The 18044-nt window shown below is 59.0% G+C and carries 14 protein-coding genes; 6 read left to right on the top strand and 8 right to left on the bottom strand.

Translation table 11 applies throughout. The features are described from left to right. The first annotated feature begins 21 nt into the window (after window positions 1-21). Window positions 22-1389 (top strand): MFS transporter, encoded by a 1368-nt coding sequence (locus H7K56_RS09945; protein ID WP_150360225.1) that lies wholly within the window; start codon window positions 22-24, stop codon window positions 1387-1389. A 122-nt stretch (window positions 1390-1511) separates the two neighbouring features. On the opposite strand, the gene H7K56_RS09940 is transcribed toward H7K56_RS09945, so the two are convergent. Continuing rightward, window positions 1512-2852, bottom strand: coding sequence for an MFS transporter (locus tag H7K56_RS09940; RefSeq protein WP_021509507.1), 1341 nt, complete (start codon window positions 2850-2852; stop codon window positions 1512-1514). 335 nt (window positions 2853-3187) lie between these two features. On the opposite strand from H7K56_RS09940, the gene H7K56_RS09935 reads away from it, so the two are divergent. Continuing rightward, window positions 3188-3574: an acyl-CoA thioesterase gene (locus H7K56_RS09935; RefSeq protein WP_021509508.1), complete on the top strand. Its 387-nt coding sequence runs from the start codon at window positions 3188-3190 to the stop codon at window positions 3572-3574. Window positions 3575-3603: 29 nt separating this feature from the next. On the opposite strand, the gene H7K56_RS09930 is transcribed toward H7K56_RS09935, so the two are convergent. Further along, window positions 3604-4662 (bottom strand): NAD(P)H-dependent flavin oxidoreductase, encoded by a 1059-nt coding sequence (locus tag H7K56_RS09930; RefSeq protein WP_150360224.1) that lies wholly within the window; start codon window positions 4660-4662, stop codon window positions 3604-3606. A gap of 409 nt (window positions 4663-5071) precedes the next feature. On the opposite strand from H7K56_RS09930, the gene H7K56_RS23495 reads away from it, so the two are divergent. Continuing rightward, window positions 5072-6358: a methyl-accepting chemotaxis protein gene (locus H7K56_RS23495; protein WP_021509510.1), complete on the top strand. Its 1287-nt coding sequence runs from the start codon at window positions 5072-5074 to the stop codon at window positions 6356-6358. A 32-nt stretch (window positions 6359-6390) separates the two neighbouring features. Here H7K56_RS23495 and H7K56_RS09920 read toward each other — a convergent pair whose 3' ends face one another. After that, a complete protein-coding gene (locus tag H7K56_RS09920) occupies window positions 6391-7458 on the bottom strand; it encodes an acyltransferase family protein (protein WP_150360223.1) in 1068 nt (355 codons plus the stop codon). A 450-nt stretch (window positions 7459-7908) separates the two neighbouring features. Between H7K56_RS09920 and H7K56_RS09915 the strand changes: the two genes are divergently transcribed. Next, window positions 7909-10503, top strand: coding sequence for a bifunctional diguanylate cyclase/phosphodiesterase (locus H7K56_RS09915; RefSeq protein ID WP_282957648.1), 2595 nt, complete (start codon window positions 7909-7911; stop codon window positions 10501-10503). Between the two features lie 30 nt (window positions 10504-10533). Here the strand turns inward: H7K56_RS09915 and H7K56_RS09910 are convergent, their stop codons facing one another. From H7K56_RS09910 to H7K56_RS09895, 4 genes are read right to left on the bottom strand one after another with little or no spacing between them, the layout of a single operon-like run. Then, the gene (locus H7K56_RS09910; protein WP_150360222.1) at window positions 10534-11847 is read right to left on the bottom strand and encodes an MFS transporter; all 1314 of its coding nucleotides are present in this window, start codon (window positions 11845-11847) and stop codon (window positions 10534-10536) included. Then, window positions 11834-12475: a DUF4286 family protein gene (locus H7K56_RS09905; protein WP_141496047.1), complete on the bottom strand. Its 642-nt coding sequence runs from the start codon at window positions 12473-12475 to the stop codon at window positions 11834-11836. Before H7K56_RS09905 ends, H7K56_RS09910 begins: the two co-directional genes overlap by 14 nt. 2 nt (window positions 12476-12477) lie before the next feature. Then, window positions 12478-13821, bottom strand: a complete 1344-nt coding sequence (locus tag H7K56_RS09900; protein ID WP_150360221.1) for an amidase — start codon at window positions 13819-13821, stop codon at window positions 12478-12480. A 10-nt stretch (window positions 13822-13831) separates the two neighbouring features. After that, window positions 13832-14512, bottom strand: a complete 681-nt coding sequence (locus H7K56_RS09895; protein ID WP_150360220.1) for a DUF2848 domain-containing protein — start codon at window positions 14510-14512, stop codon at window positions 13832-13834. 114 nt (window positions 14513-14626) lie between these two features. Here H7K56_RS09895 and H7K56_RS09890 point away from each other — a divergent pair, with 114 nt between their 5' ends. Next, the gene (locus H7K56_RS09890; RefSeq protein ID WP_058770544.1) at window positions 14627-15301 is read left to right on the top strand and encodes a GntR family transcriptional regulator; all 675 of its coding nucleotides are present in this window, start codon (window positions 14627-14629) and stop codon (window positions 15299-15301) included. Window positions 15302-15303: 2 nt separating this feature from the next. Here H7K56_RS09890 and H7K56_RS09885 read toward each other — a convergent pair whose 3' ends face one another. Then, window positions 15304-16323: a LacI family DNA-binding transcriptional regulator gene (locus tag H7K56_RS09885; protein WP_150360219.1), complete on the bottom strand. Its 1020-nt coding sequence runs from the start codon at window positions 16321-16323 to the stop codon at window positions 15304-15306. Between the two features lie 263 nt (window positions 16324-16586). On the opposite strand from H7K56_RS09885, the gene ascF reads away from it, so the two are divergent. After that, a complete protein-coding gene (gene ascF / locus H7K56_RS09880) occupies window positions 16587-18026 on the top strand; it encodes a PTS cellobiose/arbutin/salicin transporter subunit IIBC (RefSeq protein WP_150360218.1) in 1440 nt (479 codons plus the stop codon). Window positions 18027-18044 lie beyond the last annotated feature (18 nt).

Here is an 18044-nt window from a genome sequence, read left to right as displayed (position 1 = left end):
CCGAACGCACCGGAGATTACTATGACCCTGCACTCAACATCCAGCCCTGCGCCGGCTCAGCCGGCTGCGGTGCCACCCCGCCATGAAACGCTCAGCGAACAGGATTTCCAGGACAGTGAGCAGGCGGCCGCCAAAGCCTTTCGTCGCATTCTGCCGTTTATCTTTATCTGTTATGTGGTCAGCTACCTTGACCGCACCAACGTCAGCTTTGCCGCGCTGGGCATGAACGCCGATCTCGGCATCACCGCCGAACAGTTTGGCTTTGGCGCGGGCATGTTTTTTATCGGCTATTTCCTGTTTGAAATTCCCAGCAACCTGATCATGCAAAAAGTGGGCGCGCGCATCTGGATCGCGCGCATCATGATTTCGTGGGGATTGATTTCAATGGCGACCGCGTTCATCAGCGGCCCCGTCAGCTTTGCCGTTGCGCGCTTCTGTCTCGGCGTAGCAGAGGCCGGCTTTACGCCTGGCATCTATCTGTTCTTTACCTACTGGTTCCCCGGCAGCTGGCGCGCCAAAATCACCGCCGCGTTCCTGGTCGGCATTCCGGTGGCCAATATCATCGGCTCACCGATTTCCGGCGCGCTGATGCAGATCACCGGCCATGAGCATATCCGTAACTGGCAGTGGCTGCTGTTGATTGAAGGCTTACCGGCGGTGATCCTCGGCATCATGTGCCTGTTTGTGCTGAGCGACCGGCCGGAGAAAGCGCGCTGGCTGGCGCCGCGTGAACAGCAGTTGCTGAGCAGGCGGCTGGCCGATGAGCAGCAGCAAATCGCGGCAACGCACGGTTCCCAGATGCGCGACGCGCTGCGCAATCCGCTGCTGTATCTGCTGGCGTTTATTAACTTTTGCGGCATTGTGGGTTCGATCGGTGTGGGACTGTGGATGCCGCAGATCATCAAACAGCTCGGCGTGAGCCATACGGCAACCGGCTTTCTTGCCGCGCTGCCCTATGTCTGCGGTGCCGTGAGCATGCTGTTGTGGGCGCGCCGCGCTAATGCATCAGCGCACCGTATTCGCTGGATCAGCGGCGCGCTGGTGATCGCCGCCTTAGCCCTGATGTGCAGCGCGCTGAGCGATGCGCCGGTGATCAAAATGCTGGCGCTGTGCTGCACCGTCAGCGGTATTCTGGCGTTTCAGGCCTCGTTCTGGGCGCTGCCTTCCGGCTTTTTAACTGGCAATGCCGCGGCAGGCGGCTTAGCCATGATTGTCTCGATTGGTAATCTCGGCGGCTTCTTCGGCCCGTCGCTGATCGGCTATGTGCGTCAGTCTACCGGCGGCTTTATGTGGGCGCTGTTGGCGGTGGCGGCAGTCCTGATGATTGGCGCACTGGCGGTTGCCATGGTGAAAGATCCGTGGCGCCAGCGCAGCGCTGAGCAGAGATAATAACGCCGCGTTTCCCGGTGTGCTGTGGCGCATCGGGAAACGAATGTTTTAAAGGATGAAAGCAGGATAACGTCAGACGTGATGAGCCAGATGCGTGCCCTCCCTGGCACAGGCTCATGAGATTATTTCCCGGTGCTGGCCACCGGCTGTTCCGCTTCAACGTGTAGCTTTTTGCTGCGTCCCATCAGCAATACCGCAATGCCGCCCGCCGCGCACAGCAGCGCCAGAGGAATCATCGCCATCGCATGGCTGCCGGTTTTCTCATTGATGATGCCGTAAACGTTCACCATCAGCCCGCCACCAATCAGGTTGGCCATCGCGCCGATAGCAGCCAGACCGGCCGCTGCGGTGGTTGAGGACATCCAGCCCGAGGCCAGCGCCCAGAACGGCCCTTTCATCGAGTAAGCACCAATCAGTACCAGTGACAGAATCACCACGCTGCCCGCCAGCGTATCGGTCAGGAACGCCGCCAGCAGTCCACCGGCAATCAGGAACAGCGTCAGCGCGGTGTGCCAGCGACGCTCACCGCTACGGTCAGAGCTGCGGCCCCAGACAATCATCAGAATCGATGCCAGACCGTACGGGATCGCATTCATCAAACCGGTGGTGAAGTTATCCAGGCCAAATGATTTCAGCAGCTGCGGTGACCAGACGCTAAGCGTCGAACCCGCTGCCGACGCGCCGGCGTAAATCAGCGCCATCACCCAGATATGCTTGTGGCGCAGCAGCTGCCACAGCGTGATATGACCAATCGCTTTGCGCTGTGCATTCTCTTCAGCCAGTTTGCCGCTCAGCCAGTTGCGCTGTTCACTGGTCAGCCAGTGGGCATTTTCCGGACGGTTGCTGAGCAGGAAGAAAGCCAGCACGCCCAGCACAATCGCCGGGAACCCTTCGATGATAAACAGCCAGTGCCAGCCGCGCAGGCCGAACCAGCCGTCCATCGTCAGGATTGCGCCCGAGATCGGCGAGCCAATAAAGTTGGCTGCCGGGATCGCCACCATGAAAGTCGCAATCACGCGCGCGCGATATTTCGCCGGAATCCAGTAAGTCAGATAAAGGATCACGCCGGGGAAGAAGCCGGCTTCGGCGGCGCCCAACAGAAAGCGCAGCACGTACAGCATTTCCGCACTGCTGACGAACGCGGTGCACACCGAGACAATGCCCCAGGTCACCATGATGCGCGAAATCCAGATTTTGGCGCCAATCTTCTGCATCGCGAGGTTGCTTGGCACCTCAAACAGAAAATAGCCAACAAAAAACAGGCTGCTTGCCAGGCCAAACACCGCTTTGCTCAGCCCGAGATCTTCATTCATTTGCAGGGACGCCATGCCGATGTTGCCGCGATCGATAATGGCGATCAGATAGCAGACGATCAGGAACGGCAGAATGCGCCAGATGACGCGTTTTACGGTCTGCTGCTCAATATCGGGCACAGCGGCCGCGCGGGTTATCTTGTCAGACATAGGGTTCCTCACAGAGTCATGGCTTAACGCAAATCGGCCAGTGTTGTTGTTTTACTCTGTACAACATGTGTGTACATAGTAAAACTATTATGTTTGGCCGCGCGACCCTGCGCAGAAAAATGTGTCCGGGCTGCGTGATTTGTCACAAAAAGGTAGCCAGTTGATTATGGATATGTGATGCAGCTGTCAGTTTCTGCTGCAGCACGGGAAAATACCAGCATTCATTCCGTCAGGCGACAGTGGAATTACTTTGCAACATCTTGCCGTTTTCCCGCGGCGTCATTCTGCGGTATACCCATTGCCTCACCGCATAACGCGCTTATCAGGATGCAAAAATGTTCGTAAAGCACTATGACGTAGATGAAAGCCATATCGATTTTCAGGGCGTGGTCGACGGGCTGTACTACCCGTTTTACATGGAGTGGACGCGCCACGCTTACATGCGCGAGGCGCTGGGTATCGACATTGAAGAAGAGTTCAGTCAGGGCAAGATTTACATGGTGCTGGAGTACACGCTGCGCTTCCGCAAGAGCCTGGTGAAAGGCGATAAGGTGGAAGTCACCTGCGCGCTGGAGCAGAACGAGAAGCGCAATCGCGTGAACTTCGTGCAGCAAATCAAGGTCGACGGCGTGGTGTATGCCGAGGCCACGTTTGTTGCCACCTGTCTCGCCAATGGGCGTCCGTCAATGCCGGAAGCGGTAACGCGCGCGCTCGGTCTGTAACGTTACACACTATGTGGCAGCAGCCTGCTCTATGCCTGCTGCCACTCTGCAACCAGCGTCTCCACCAGCTGTGCCGCCGGCAGCGCGCGCACCCGCGCCACCCCCTGACCCGCCCACTGCGCACCGAAGCCGTCCTCGCCGTGTGCAGCAGCCGCTGCTGCCAGGGCTTTTCCCAGCGCATAGGTCAGCGGATAGTCAGGAATCTCCTCCGGCGTTACGTCATGGCATAATTCACAAAATGCGTTGCGCACGCAGCGCGCCTGACGCCCGGAGATCGCCGCCGTCATTACCGTGCCACGCGCGCCAGCTGCCAGCAGCGCGCGACGATAGGCCGCACTGGCCGCCGATTCGGGACACAGCACAAACGCCGTACCGAGCTGTACACCGCTGGCACCCAGTTTCATCATCGTCGCGATGCCGGCACCGTCCATCACGCCGCCCGCTGCCACCACCGGCAGCGCGGTGTGCTGACGAATCGCCTGCACCAGCGCAACGGTCGAAAGCTGCTGGTCTGGCGCGCCCGGATCAAAATGGCCGCGATGACCACCGGCTTCATAACCCTGCGCCACAATGATATCGATACCACTGCCTGCAATTGCCCGTGCTTCCTGCGGACTGGTGGCGGTCGCCAGCGTGACAATGTCACGTTGCTTTAGCCGGGTGATGGCCGTGGCATCGGGAATGCCGAAATGGAAACTGACCGCCGCCGGCCGCGCCTGCTCCAGCACCGTCAGCATCGCCTCATTGTGCAAAAAGCTCTGATAGATCTCCGTTAGTGCCGGCGGCAGCGCCGTCTGGTACTGCGCAAACTGCGGGCTGAACCGGCTGATCCACGCCGCCTCGCGCGCGGCATCCCGCTTTGCCGGCGCGTGGCAAAATACGTTGACGTTGATCGGGCCACGCGTCAGCGCCTGGGTGTGGGCAATCATTTCTGCCGCCTGCTGCGGTGTCACCGCGCCAACGCTAATCGATCCCAGCGCCCCGGCATTGGATACCGCTGCGGCCAGCTGCGGCGTGGCGACACCGGCCATCGGTGCCTGAATCAGCGGATACTGCAGTTTTAACAGCTGGCACAGCGCGGTCGTCATGGTGGTTTTTCTCCAACCCGTCATCGGGCGTTGATTGCGTCACGTCTCGGGCATTAACATACATTTAACATGCATCTTTTAACAAGTCTGCCGGGCACTTTTCTTACCCACACGCGCTACGTTGATCACTTTTTTCTCACATTTTTAACGCCACGGTCGATAATCAAAGTTGCATAGCAAAATCAGCTTTCAGCTTGCGCTGTAACAACATCAGGCAGGTAACACCATTACACACCCCACCTGCGCACATCGGTGCGCAGCGAGACAGCAGCCTGTGCCTGTGGCACGGCTGTAATGGACAACCGGGGAAATCATGCGGTGCCGTCCACTGGACGCGCCGAATGCGTTAGCACGCGCGCATCTGCGCCTGCATTTCGTTCAACAGCATACCAAGCGCCTGAGGTCTCTCATGTTCGGGGTGAAAAAATCGAGCCTTTCTCTGCCATTTGCCAAAAGTGGCGACATTGCTAAGGATATTGAAGCGATAAAGCAGCATGTTGCGTGGATTGAGTTTTCACCGGCCGGTGAAATCCTCAGCGCCAATGCACAATTTTTACAGGTCACCGGCTATCAGCTGCATGAAATTCAGGGACAGCATCACCGGATTTTCTGCAGCCCTGCTTACAGCCAGTCTTCCGACTATTACGCCTTCTGGCAAACGCTGGCCGCCGGCGAATCGGTGAACGGCATTTTTGAGCGTTTTAACAAGCAGCATCAGCGCTTCTGGCTCAGCGCGACCTATTTTCCGGTGAGCGATGAGCGCGGCAAAGTGTACAAAGTGATCAAGGTCGCGAGCGACATCACTGCGCGCCATCAGGAGCTGGAGCATAAAGAGGCGGTGATAACGGCGCTGGATCGATCGATGGCGGTGATTGAATTCACGCCGGACGGTCACATCATTACCGCCAACGCCAACTTCCTCACTCACATGGGCTATACCCTGCCAGCCATCGCCGGCCAGCATCATCGCCTGTTCTGCTTCGACAATTTTTACCGCGAGAATCCGGACTTCTGGCGCAAAATCGGCAACGGTCAGCATTTTGTCGGTCGCTTTGAGCGTAAGACCGCCAGCGGCGAGCGCATCTGGCTGGAGGCGAGCTACAACCCGGTGTTTGACGGCGACGGTAAGGTCTACAAAGTGATTAAGATCGCCTCGGATATCACCGCGCGCGTTGAAGCGGCGAAGCGCGTGGCGGATATCGCACTGACCACCTCTGAGCAGACCTCACAAATTACCGATAACGCCAATGAAGTGCTGGATGAAACGGTGCGTAACTCCGGACTGGTGGCGCAGCAGGTGAATGCCGCCGCCGAAATTGGCGCGCAGCTCACCGCCTCGGCCAGGAGCATCAGCGACGTGGTGGAAACCATCAACCTGATTGCCTCGCAGACCAACATTCTGGCACTGAATGCCGCCATCGAATCCGCGCGTGCCGGCGAGGCCGGACGTGGCTTCAGCGTGGTGGCAGGTGAAGTACGCCGCCTGGCGGCCTCGACCGCCAGCGCCACCAAACAGATTTCCGTGGTCGTGGAGCAAAATGCCGACCTGATCCAGCAGATGTATCAGCAGCTGGATGAGGTCAGGCAATTTGTGGTGACCGAACAGGAGAAGATCAGCGTGCTGTCGCGCAGCCTGCGGGAAATCAACAGTGGCGTACACGAGTTTGTGAACGTCATTCACCGGCTGGATGTGTGACAGCGTACGCGGGAGCGCTGGCTCCCGCGCGTTTACAGCCCACTGCCCGCCTGCGGCGCGGGCTGCCGCTTCCACTTCAGCGCATTACGCAGCGCCGGTTCGGCATATTTACTGATCAGCCAGGCAACGTAATACAGTACGCTGGCCACCACCACCGGCAGCATCGTCATCACCGCCTCATTTTTGATATAGCCATTAAGCTTAATCAATATCGCGATCATTAAATTTTCATGAATCAGATACAGGGCGTAACTGACAAATCCGATGGCGGTGAAAAAGCGCAGGGAAAGCCAGCGCTCAATCTGTCTGGAATAAAAGCTGGCGATAAAAAACAGCATTACCAGTAGCAGCGGTATCACGGCGACCACGCCGCTGTTTTTAACGTAGTAGCTGAAATTAATCAGCAAGGCCAGCGCGGTCAGTGCGTAGTGATAACGTTTATCGCGCCCGTGCAGACGTTCATAAACCAGACAGCCGACCATAAACCAGGCGTAGTGAATAAAACCGAATTTTGAAATGACATCGATTAATAATGGATGGCCGAGTGATTTCAATACCGATGAGGCGGAAAGTAATAACATCGGCACAATCAGCGCCGGCAGACAGTATTTACGTCCGAGGGTGAAATAAACCGCGCCAATAATCAGATAAAACAGCGCTTCAACATAGAGAGACCAGAACGATCCGGCCATGGAGCGGAATTCAATGCCGGTGAGCTGCGTCAGCGTCTCAGGATTAATAAATATCAGACCGGGCAGCAGGTTGCGGCTTTCCGGTGTCATCAGCGACCACTCCGGAAAAAAGCCGCCGGCAACGTACAGCAGCAGACTGGCTATCAGCATTGCCGGAAACAGGCGCAGCCAGCGTTTTTTGAGAAAGCTGAGGTAGCCGGACGATTTATCCAGCGTCATAAATATGACAAAGCCGGAGATCATAAAAAACAACTGCACGCCGACCCAGCCAAATGCCAGCAGCGGAATATGCTGGGTAGTGGCGGCATACGGCAACAGTTCGGGCCAGCGAGCATAGGCGTGATAAGCAATCACCAGCAGGATCGCTAATCCGCGCATGCCATCAAGATGCGTGATACGTGGTTGCATAAGTGGTCTCTGGAAAGAGGAGCAGATGGGTTTCAGCAAATTAGCACTGACAAAGATTTACACTCAACAAGAATAGTCCTGGATAACGCATCATCATTTAACCAGGAAATTATTCAGGTCCTGAACGTTAAATCACGCTCTGATAAATTATGGCTGTAATATATTTATCGTCATCAGCATGAAATAAACACTAAGCTATTAGCGCAACGGGAAAAGTTTACCGGCATTCGCCGAATTGCCCTGGTACAAACGCAGCGGCAGGGCCTTTTATTAACAGACCTTATGCAGATCTGATTGCGCCACGGCATCGTCGGGCACCTGGCCGAATATGCGATCTGTTTTTGCCGCTTCGCTCACGCTTTTTTTACTTTTTCGCCCAGGTTCGGCGCAGTCATGCCGATACTCATAACGTACTTATGAAATATCATTTTACTGGTTTGTGATAAGTCTATGATGGCGAAACGTTCACTGATGGATTTCCCGACCGATGGTCGGATGCGCGGACTGATGCGCCAGCCGATGCTGCTGATGGTGCTGCTGATTTTTCTTTCCTTTATGGTGGCGCTGGTGACGCTGTGCTTTATCGCCAGCGATCTCAACCAGCAGGAGGCGCGGCAAAACCGCCTGCTGCTGGAGAAGGCGTTGCAGACGCGTCAGGAAGTGATGCAGTTTCACCTCTCCGATAATGCAGAATGGGGCGAAGCCTACCAAAACCTGCACCGCACGCTGAATACTGACTGGGCGTGGACGCGGCAGAATCTGGGTGAGTCGCTGTTCCAGACCTTTGCCTACGAGGGCGTGTTTGTCATCGCGCCGCGCGGTGAGACGGTTTACAGCGTGATCGACGGTCAGCTGCAGCAACGCGATTTCACCGGCTGGCTCGGTCGCCAGCAACTGCCCGCGCTGCGTCAGCAGTTACAGCACAATGACGGTAAGGCGCTGTCGCGCTTTGTGGTGGTAAATCAGCAGTTAGTGCTGCTGTGCGCGGCCTGGATCACTACCGGTGGCGATAACAGCGTGCCGCAGGTGCCCGGTGCGCCATCGCTGATGATCTTTGCCGATCGCCTGACGCCGCAAAAATTACAGCAGCTGGGGCACGAGTACGGCATCAACGCGCTGCGGGTGGAATTCGCTGCACCCCGTGCGCCAGTGGCAGAAAGTCTGCGCCTCGCCGCCGACGGCCATGACGCCACGCTGCGCTGGACCAGCAGCAACCCCGGCGGTAAATTGCTGACCGCCCTGCTGCCGCTGCTGGTGATCGCCATGCTGATCACCCTGTATGGTGCCATCATGCTGATGCGCAACGCGCTGCGTAAGGCGCAGCTCAATGATGAAAATACGCTGCTGCTGGCGCAAAGCCAGCGGGCGCTCAGCGCAAGCGAACGCCGCTTTCGTGATATCGCCGAAATTACCACCGACTGGATTTGGGAGATGGACGACCAGCTGCGCTTCAGCTGGGTTTCCGGCCGTTTCCCGGTAGTGACCGGGTTTACCAGCGAGGAGTGGCTGCAGCGCACGCTACTGGATTTCCTGCTGTGCGATGAACACCAGCGCGCCCGGCTTTTGCAGCTGGCAGACTCGGGCGCTCAGCTCACGCTGAACGGCTGCCGCTATCTCTCCGCCCAGCATCAACCGCGCTACTGCAATCTGACCCTCAAGCGCGTTAGCCTGGCGCACGGTATCAGCGGCTTTCGCGGCAGCGCCAGCGACGTAACGCTGGAAGTTGAAGCGCAGGCGCGCGCGCACTATCTGTCGCACTTCGATGAACTGACCGGACTGGCCAACCGCGTGCAGATGCGCGAATTCCTCACGGGGCAGCTGAGCCTGCCACTGCCGGCGCAGCCGCTGCTGGCGATGATTATGATCGACCTGGATAAATTCAAACCGGTCAATGATCTCTACGGTCATGCAGCGGGCGATCAGGTGCTGCATGCGGTATCAGATCGTATCCGGCGCACGCTCAACGGCAACGGCCTGGTGGCGCGGCTCGGCGGCGATGAGTTTGTGGTGATTCTGCCGGAGGCGGGCAGCCGCGAACAGGTCGACGCGCTGTGTCAGCAGCTCATCGCCCAGCTCAATCTGCCGTTCCCGGTGTACGACAACGACATCCACATCGGCGGCAGTCTCGGCATCGCACTGGCCCCGCAGGATGCCGACAACGCCAGCGATCTGCTGCGCTTCGCCGACATCGCCCTGTATAAAGCGAAAAACAGCGGTCGCAACCAGTGGATATTTTTCGACCGTGACATGGAAGAGAAAATTGTGCAGCGGCGCGAAATGGAGCATGAGCTGCGCGCAGCGCTGCAGGAGAACCAGCTGCGGCTGGTGTATCAGACGCGCTATGACCTGATCGCGCAGCGCATCAGCGCGGTCGAGGCGCTGGTACGCTGGCAGCATCCGCGGCTGGGCTTACTGATGCCCGATCAGTTTATTCCGCTGGCCGAAGAGACCGGCCTGATCAGCGCGCTGAGCGACTGGGTGCTGCTCAATGCCTGCGAGGACATCGCCCGTTACCGGCCGGAAATGGCGGTTTCAGTGAATATTTCCGCCAGCGAGTTGCAGGATAGCGCCTTAGCCGAACGCATCACCCGGGTGCTGCAGCTCAGCGGTTTGCCGAGCCAGCGGCTGGAAATTGAAGTCACGGAAAACGCGCTGCTGAGCGATCCGGAAAAAACCCTGGCGGTGATGCAGGCGGTGAAAGCGCTGGGGGTGAGATTTCTGATTGATGATTTTGGCACCGGCTATGCGTCGCTGTGCTACCTGCGCGCCTTCCCGTTCGACGGCATCAAAATCGATAAATCCTTTATTTTTCCGCTGGCCGATTCGCCCCAGGCGCGCCAGGTGGTGGAAAACATGATTGGACTCGGCAAAGCCTATTCCCTGTCGGTAACTGCGGAAGGCGTGGAAACGCCGGTGCAGATGTCGCAACTGCAGGAGCTGGCGTGCGATGCCATTCAGGGTTACTACATCGGACGACCGCTGCCGCTGCCGCAAATCTCGACCGAGCCGCCGCAGAGTGAACCGGCGCTGCACATGAATATTTAATAAAAGGTGGCGATCCTTCGCCAGAGGTGATTACAGCGACTGGTGCGCGGTTTCTTTGGCTTTCCATAAGGCAAACAGCGTGATCGCCAGCGCCAGCGTCACATACAGCGACACCCACAGCGTGCTGCCCAGTTCTTTGTACAGCGAGGTAATGATCAGCGGAGCAAAACCGCCGCCGATAATGCCAGCCAGCGTATAGGCCAGTGACGAACCGGCATAGCGCACGTGACTCGGGAACTGCTCGGTGACAAACGCCGCCTGCGGACCGTACATCATGGCGTGAATCAGCAGGCCAATCACCACCGCCAGCACAATCAGCCACGGCTGAGTGCTGTCGAGCAGGACAAAAAACACAAACGACCAGACAATAGCCAGCAGCGCGCCGGCAATGTACACCGGACGGCGGCCGAGGCGGTCGGACAGCGCGCCAAACAGCGGCACCGTCAACGCGTTGCCAATCGCGCCGACCATCGTCGCCATCAGCGCCAGCGGACGCGGCAGCTGTAACACGGTGGTGACGTATGTCAGGGTGAACACCACCACCAGCGCGTACAGCACGTCAGAGCCGATGCGCGAGCCGCCGGCGATCAGCAGTTCACGTGGATAGCGCAGGAACACCTCTTTCAGCGGCGAGTGGCTGGTTTTCTCCGCCTGCTGCATCGCCACGAAAGTCGGGGTTTCTTCCACGCCACGCCGCAGCCACAGGCCAAACATCACCAGCAGCAGACTGAGCAGGAACGGGATGCGCCAGCCCCACTCCTGAAACTGTTCGCCGCTGAGTGACAACGTCACTAAAGTGATAAAGCCGGTGCCAATCAGCGTACCGCAGGAAGGCCCGACTTGGGCGAACGAGGCGTTACGCCCGCGCTTACTGGCTTCGCCGTGCTCCATGGAGAGCAACACCGCGCCGGCCCATTCGCCGCCCAGCGCGATGCCCTGCACAAAGCGCAGCGCCACCAGCAGAATCGGGCTCCAGATGCCCCACAGCGCATATCCGGGCAGCATGCCCATCAGCGCCGTGGTCACGCCCATGATCACCAGCGTGGTGATCAAGACCGCCTTGCGTCCGGCGACATCCCCGAGATGGCCAAAGATAAAACCACCCACCGGACGTGATACATAACCGACCGCGTAAGTTGAAAACGCCAGAATGGTCCCGACCAGCGGATCGAAGCTGGGGAAAAACACATGGTTAAACACCAGCGCCGCCATGATGTTGTAAACGGTAAAGTCGTACCACTCCAGCGCGGTGCCGATGGAGCTGGCCGCGGCAAGACGGCCGGTGTGGGTTTTCCCTGCTGCGGCACGCGCGGCGTGCGGCAGAGTAGAATCAGTATTCGCCATGAGCCATCTCCTGTTTAGTGAGCTGCCAGCTGAGCGCATAAAATTCAGCGCGGGCATTGAGCGCCTGTGACGCGGCGGCCGCCAGTGTCTGGCAGGCATCGGCGCACGAACAGCTGAGCAGCAGCATCGGCTGCATGGCGCGCTGCGCCCGATCTTCCTGAGGCAGCGGCGTGCTCAGCGTGGTGTCCGGCGTAAGTAAGCGCGAGGCGATATAGCCCGGCACCGTAGCAACCTGCTGCTGCCAGGCGTTGAGCGTTGCAGTTTCAATGCCAGCCTGTAGCGTCAGCACCGCAAGGTGGCTGCCGCTGCCCTGACCGTGCTGCTGAGTGATGGCGCACACGCGGCGCATCGGTTTGATCATCCGCTCCAGGTTTTTTACCGACCAAGGCGTCTGGCGCGTGAAGGCGGCGTAGTAATCGGCGCTGGTGAAGGTTTCCAGCGAGCGGGTTTCATACAGTCCGAGGTACTTGCGTTCAGCATCCAGCGCCTGATAGCGCGTGCCGCTGAGAAAGCCGTCAATGGCGACGCGCTCGGCGACATGTTCATGGTCATACCATTGATTGAAATCAGCTTCGTTTTCAGCGGCGACGTTGGTGGCGACAAACAGCATGCCGTGAGGATGTGTCATTTTCAGAGACTCCGTTGCAGGATGGATTCAAGCGCCAGCGCCCAGCTGAGCAGCGCGGCATCGTGGCCATGGGTGGCGGCCAGCATCAGACCCACCGGCGCACTGCCGGGCTGATGACAAGGCAGGGAGATGGCGCAGCCGTCCAGCATGTTGATCACGCTGGTGTTGCGCAGCATCAGCAGGTTGACCTGGCGATAGCGCTCCGGGTCGTCGAGTTCGGCGATGGTCGGCGCAATCAGCGGCACGGTGGGCAGCAACAGGCCATCGAACGGTGCCACCGCCTGCTCCACCCGCTGCCGCCAGTCGGCGCGCTGCTGATACAACAGTTGTGCGTCGGTCTCATTCAGCAACGCGCCGCGCTCAATGCGCATCCGCACCTGCGGGTCATAACCCGTCGCGTGCGACTGCAGCAGCGACTGATGCCACTGCCAGGCTTCCCAGGCGGTGATGCCGCCACGGGCGTTCATGGTTTCCAGTTCTGCCAGTTCAGACAGCGGCAGCTCGGTGAGCGTGGCACCTTGCGCGCGCAGCTGTGCCAGCGCGTGGTGCCACGCCTGGCTGACCGCGAGATCCAGCCCGTCCAGCACCCGGGTCTGTGGAATCGCAAAGTGCGCCCGCTTGATATCACGCTCTGTCAGCGGCAAAGGCCGATCGGCGATGACGCTGTCGAGCAGCCAGCAGCTGCGCACGTCATGGGCAATTACGCCAATACTGTCGAGTGCCGCCGATAACGGTAGCGTGCCGGCCTGATTGATGCGGCTGGCGCTGGGTTTGAAGCCGGTCAGCCCACACAGCGCCGCCGGTATCCGCACCGAGCCGCCGGTGTCCGTGCCGACCGCCGCGAGGCACATGCCGTCGGCCACCGCCACCGCCGCGCCGGATGAAGAACCGCCGGGAATGCGTTTTTCGCCGCGCTGCCATGGGTTAGCCGGCGTGCCGTAGTGCGGATTAATACCGAGCCCGGAAAAAGCGAACTCGGTCATGTTGGTTTTGCCGACGATAGCGGCACCGGCCTGTTTCAGCTGCTGCACGATATGCGCGTCGCGCGCGGCGGGCGGCGCATCCGCCAGCACGCGCGATCCGGCGCAGGTGGGTTCGCCCGCCACATCAAACAGGTCTTTGATGCTGACTGGCAGTCCATCAATCGGGCTGCGCGGCTGCTGCTGTTGCCAGCGCGCATCAGCCTGCTGCGCCTGCTGAACGGCGCTGTCGGCGCAGGTCCGCGTAAACACGCGTGCGCCTTCGCCCGATGGCTGCTCAGCGGCGCGTAGTGCCTGTTGCGTCGCGGCGCTTGCGGTGAGGTCTCCGGCGCGCAGTTGCTGGCTCGCCTGCCATAAGGTGGTCATACGCGTCTCCTCAGGCAATCACCGGCAGCGTGCCGGTGACATAGTGGTGTTCCAGCGTGCGATTCAGCAGCGGATCGTGCAGCGCCATGCGGAACTCGCTGGCCGGACGGATGCCGCCGATCGCGCTCAACGTGCCGCATGACATCGCAAAGCCTTCGCTGACCGGGCGACCGCCGAAGTAGCGCGCCAGCAGATCCATCGGCGTGAGCAGAGAGTCGAGCGTGCCCTGCTGATAAGTCACCCAGTCGCCGTTGACTTTGATCCACGCGCGCAGCTCCAGCCGATCCCAGTGCGGATCAACCTCTGCCATACGCCACGCATGACCGGCGACCGGCTTAACGCAGGCCTGCTTCGACAGTGCCACGCTGAAGGTTTCCAGGTGACGGTCGGTGTGATCGGAAATCAGCGACACCCAGTATTCGCCGCGATGGAAAAACACAAACGGCTCGGCTTCGCCGGAGGTTTGCTCGCCCACCACTTCCAGCGGGCTGTGCTGCGCCAGCTGCTGGGTGGCTACGCGATAAAACAGCGGGACTGCACCAGGTGCGGGCACGCCCAGCGCCTCCAGCTCCCTGATATGGTGCAGCACCGCCGCCTGGTCGCGGCCAACCCATCCGGCAATGACCAGCTGCTTAATGTCGACATCCAGCACCGGGGCGGCTTGTGAGTCGGTTGTAAAGCGTAAATGCATGCGACGATCTCCTGATGAAAAATGCGTGTGAAATTTCACTGCAATTTCAATATAGCCATTTTCATGCCAGGTTTTTGTGTAAGATGTCTCAGTACCCCAATAAGGATCTGCGTGATGAGTGATTCAGTTGCTGAAAATGTGAAGTCACAGGCCGGACAAAAAAGCGTTTCATTGAATGAACAGGCCTATCTGGCGTTCAGGCATCGCCTGATTACGCTGCGCTATAAGCCAGGTGAATATCTCAATACCGCGCAGGTGATGGAGGATCTGGCAATGGGCCGCACGCCGGTTAACCAGGCAGTACATCGGCTGGCGACCGAAGGGTTACTGCAGATTATCCCGCGTAAAGGGGTGATGGTGGCACCGCTGTCGATTGACGATGCGCTGGAGCTGATTGAAGTGCGGCTGGTAAATGAAGCGCTGTGCCTGCGGCTGGCGACGCAGCGCGTGAATCCGGCGCAGATTGCCCAGCTACAGGCGCTGAATCAGCGCATCGCCGCCGCCAGCGTGGCGCGCGATCGTGAGCAGATGATGCTGCTGGACCGCGAGTTTCATCAGGTGCTGGCTGACATCGCCGGCAACGGTCGTCTGTCAGATATTCTCAGCATCATTCACGCCCAGGCGCAGCGCTTCTGGGCAACCACGCTGTCGAGCGCGCAGCACATGCAGGAGGTGATCGCCGAGCATGACGCAATCATTGCGGCGCTGGCGCAGGGTGATGTAACACGGGCAGAAGACGCCGCGCGCGTGCACATCTATTCGTTTAAGCAGGCGCTGCTGAACGCCTGATTTCAGCCAGGATAAAACGGGCCGGGACCGATAGATTCGCGCAGAATCAGCTCGCCGGCAAAGGTTTTGCGGTTACGCATTTCGCCGCCGTCGAGCATCGACACCAGCCGTTCAATGGTCTCCTCGATCATGCCGGTCACCGGCATGCGCACGCTGGCCAGCGCCGGAATGGTATAGGGCGCCAGCGGTATATCGTCGAAACCCAGCACCGCCACCTGCTGCGGCACGCGGATGTTATGCGCCGCCAGCGCTTTCAGCGCGCCCACCGCCATCTCATCGTTACTGGCGACCAGCGCGCTGAACGGTTTACCACGCGCCAGCAGCGTTTCTACTGCCGCTGCCCCTTGCTGCGCCTGCCATTTGCCTTCCACTACCAGTGCGTCATCCGCCACCAGCTGATGCTGCGCCAGTGCCGCGTGATAACCCGCCAGCCGCTCGCGCCCGGTCGGCGAGTCGAGCGATCCGGTGATAAAAGCGATATCGCGATGGCCGAGCGCAATCAGCTGCGCCACCGCCTCGGCGCTGGTGCGCTGCTGATCGGAGTAGATGCAGTAACTGTCGTGCTGACGCAGCCGCCGGTTGATCACCAGAATCGGATGGCGGTGCTGGGCAATGATGCTGTCCATCTCATCGATGGTAAGAAAACGCGGATAGATGATCACGCCATCGCAGCGCAGATCGAGCAGAAACTGAATCGCCGCACGCTCCTCTTCGGCGCTGTGTTTGCCGTCCACCAGCAGTAGCTGACGGCCCTGCTGCTCAAGAATGCGCGCCGAATGCTGCATCATTTCACTGAAATAGCTGCCGGTATACAGCGTGTTGGTGATCACCAGGCCGATGGTCTGGCTGGATTTAGTCGCCAGATTGCGCGCCAGCAAATTCGGCCGGAAGCCGGTCTCGGCAATCGCCTGGTACACCCGATCGCGCTTCTCCTGGCTGACGTAGCCGTTGCCGGACAACACGCGCGACACCGTCGCTTTTGACACGCCGGCCTTTTTTGCCACCTCAAGTATGGTTGCCATGCTTCACTCTGCTTCGCTGCTCATCGCCTCAGTGTACCTAAGCGATGAATAAGACGGGGAATTTTCTTGTCGCCCTGCGCCTGCAGGTGAAGATCCTGCCGTACGCCAGCCGATCAACATCACAAAATTAAAACGAGAATAGCGATTTTTCTTGTCTGAATGAATGCTCCTGTTCATGATTTTGTGAAACCGGTTTCTCATGAACACATAACAGCCAGACGAAACCGACGTTTCCTCTACCCTACAATCAGAGACAAACATTCATGGCGACCAACTACGCTGACGCCGCACGAGCCATTGTGGCCTCGCTCGGCGGATTAGAGAATATTGAAGCCGTTACCCACTGCATGACACGCCTGCGCTTCGTGGTGAAAGACAGCGCGCGCGTCGACAACGCCACACTGAAAGCTATTCCCGGCGTGATGGGCGTGGTGCACACCGACAGCCAGTGTCAGGTGATCATCGGCAACAACGTCAATCTCGCCTTTCAGGAAGTGATGAAACTTGGCACGCCGGGCAACAGCGGCAGCGCGCCGGTGAAACGGAAAATCACGCTGCACAGTATCGGCGCGGGCATTCTCGATGCGCTGGTCGGCACCATGTCACCGCTGATCCCGGCGATCATTGGCGGATCGATGGTGAAACTGCTGGCGATGATGCTGGAGATGAGCGGCGTGCTGCCCAAAGGCTCGTCGACGCTGATCATCCTGAATGTGATTGGTGATGGCGCCTTCTTCTTCCTGCCGGTGATGGTGGCGGCTTCGGCAGCGCTGAAATTTAAAACCAATATGTCGCTGGCGATTGCCATTGCCGGCGTGCTGGTGCATCCCAATTTTATCGACCTGATGGCCAAAGCGGCGCAGGGTCAGGTAGTGGAATTCGCCTCGGTGCCGGTCACCGCGGTGAAATACACCTACACGGTGATCCCCGCGCTGGTGATGACGTGGATTCTGTCGCACATCGAATACTGGGTCGATCGCTTTACCCCGGCGGTAACCAAAAACTTCCTTAAACCGATGCTGATTGTGCTGATTGCAGCCCCCATCGCCATCGTCTTTATTGGCCCGCTCGGTATCTGGATAGGTAGCGGTATTTCGGCGCTGGTGTATACCATTCACGGTTATCTCGGCTGGCTGTCGGTGGCGATCATGGGCGGGCTGTGGCCGCTGCTGGTGATGACCGGCATGCATCGCGTGTTTACCCCGACCATTATTCAGACCATCGCTGAGACCGGCAAAGAAGGCATGGTAATGCCGTCGGAAATTGGCGCCAACCTGTCACTGGGCGGCTCATCGCTGGCGGTGGCGTTCAAAACCAAAAATCCGGAACTGCGGCAGACGGCGTTCGCGGCGGCAGCTTCCGCCATCGTCGCCGGCATTTCCGAACCGGCGCTGTACGGCGTGGCGGTGCGCCTGAAACGTCCGCTGATTGCCAGCCTGATCAGCGGCTTTATCTGTGGTGCGGTGGCCGGCATTGGCGGCCTCGCCAGCCACTCGATGGCCTCACCGGGCCTGTTTACCAGCGTCCAGTTTTTCGATCCCACCAACCCGATGAGCATCGTCTGGGTGGCTGGCGTGATGGTGCTGTCAGTGGTGCTGTCGTTCATCCTGACGCTGATTCTTGGCTTTGAAGATATTCCGGTGACGGAGACCGCGCCGCGCCCCGGTAAGTCGGAAGCGGCAAAGCCGGTCAGCGCAAACTAATAATGGGCTGTGATTGAG

The sequence above is a fragment of the Pantoea dispersa genome (assembly GCF_014155765.1).
In the GTDB taxonomy this organism is placed as follows: Bacteria; Pseudomonadota; Gammaproteobacteria; order Enterobacterales; family Enterobacteriaceae; genus Pantoea; species Pantoea dispersa.
Note: the sequence above shows the minus strand (reverse complement) of the source record. Positions and strands in the feature narration are given on the sequence as shown.

Bases quoted from the DNA above. Each gene is read 5' to 3' on its own strand.
- H7K56_RS09945 (WP_150360225.1), top strand. From the start codon at position 22: ATGACCCTGCACTCAACATCCAGCCCTGCGCCGGCTCAGCCGGCTGCG.
- H7K56_RS09940 (WP_021509507.1), bottom strand. From the start codon at position 2,852: ATGTCTGACAAGATAACCCGCGCGGCCGCTGTGCCCGATATTGAGCAG.
- H7K56_RS09935 (WP_021509508.1), top strand. From the start codon at position 3,188: ATGTTCGTAAAGCACTATGACGTAGATGAAAGCCATATCGATTTTCAG.
- H7K56_RS09930 (WP_150360224.1), bottom strand. From the start codon at position 4,662: ATGACGACCGCGCTGTGCCAGCTGTTAAAACTGCAGTATCCGCTGATT.
- H7K56_RS23495 (WP_021509510.1), top strand. From the start codon at position 5,072: ATGTTCGGGGTGAAAAAATCGAGCCTTTCTCTGCCATTTGCCAAAAGT.
- H7K56_RS09920 (WP_150360223.1), bottom strand. From the start codon at position 7,458: ATGCAACCACGTATCACGCATCTTGATGGCATGCGCGGATTAGCGATC.
- H7K56_RS09915 (WP_282957648.1), top strand. From the start codon at position 7,909: ATGATGGCGAAACGTTCACTGATGGATTTCCCGACCGATGGTCGGATG.
- H7K56_RS09910 (WP_150360222.1), bottom strand. From the start codon at position 11,847: ATGGCGAATACTGATTCTACTCTGCCGCACGCCGCGCGTGCCGCAGCA.
- H7K56_RS09905 (WP_141496047.1), bottom strand. From the start codon at position 12,475: ATGACACATCCTCACGGCATGCTGTTTGTCGCCACCAACGTCGCCGCT.
- H7K56_RS09900 (WP_150360221.1), bottom strand. From the start codon at position 13,821: ATGACCACCTTATGGCAGGCGAGCCAGCAACTGCGCGCCGGAGACCTC.
- H7K56_RS09895 (WP_150360220.1), bottom strand. From the start codon at position 14,512: ATGCATTTACGCTTTACAACCGACTCACAAGCCGCCCCGGTGCTGGAT.
- H7K56_RS09890 (WP_058770544.1), top strand. From the start codon at position 14,627: ATGAGTGATTCAGTTGCTGAAAATGTGAAGTCACAGGCCGGACAAAAA.
- H7K56_RS09885 (WP_150360219.1), bottom strand. From the start codon at position 16,323: ATGGCAACCATACTTGAGGTGGCAAAAAAGGCCGGCGTGTCAAAAGCG.
- ascF (WP_150360218.1), top strand. From the start codon at position 16,587: ATGGCGACCAACTACGCTGACGCCGCACGAGCCATTGTGGCCTCGCTC.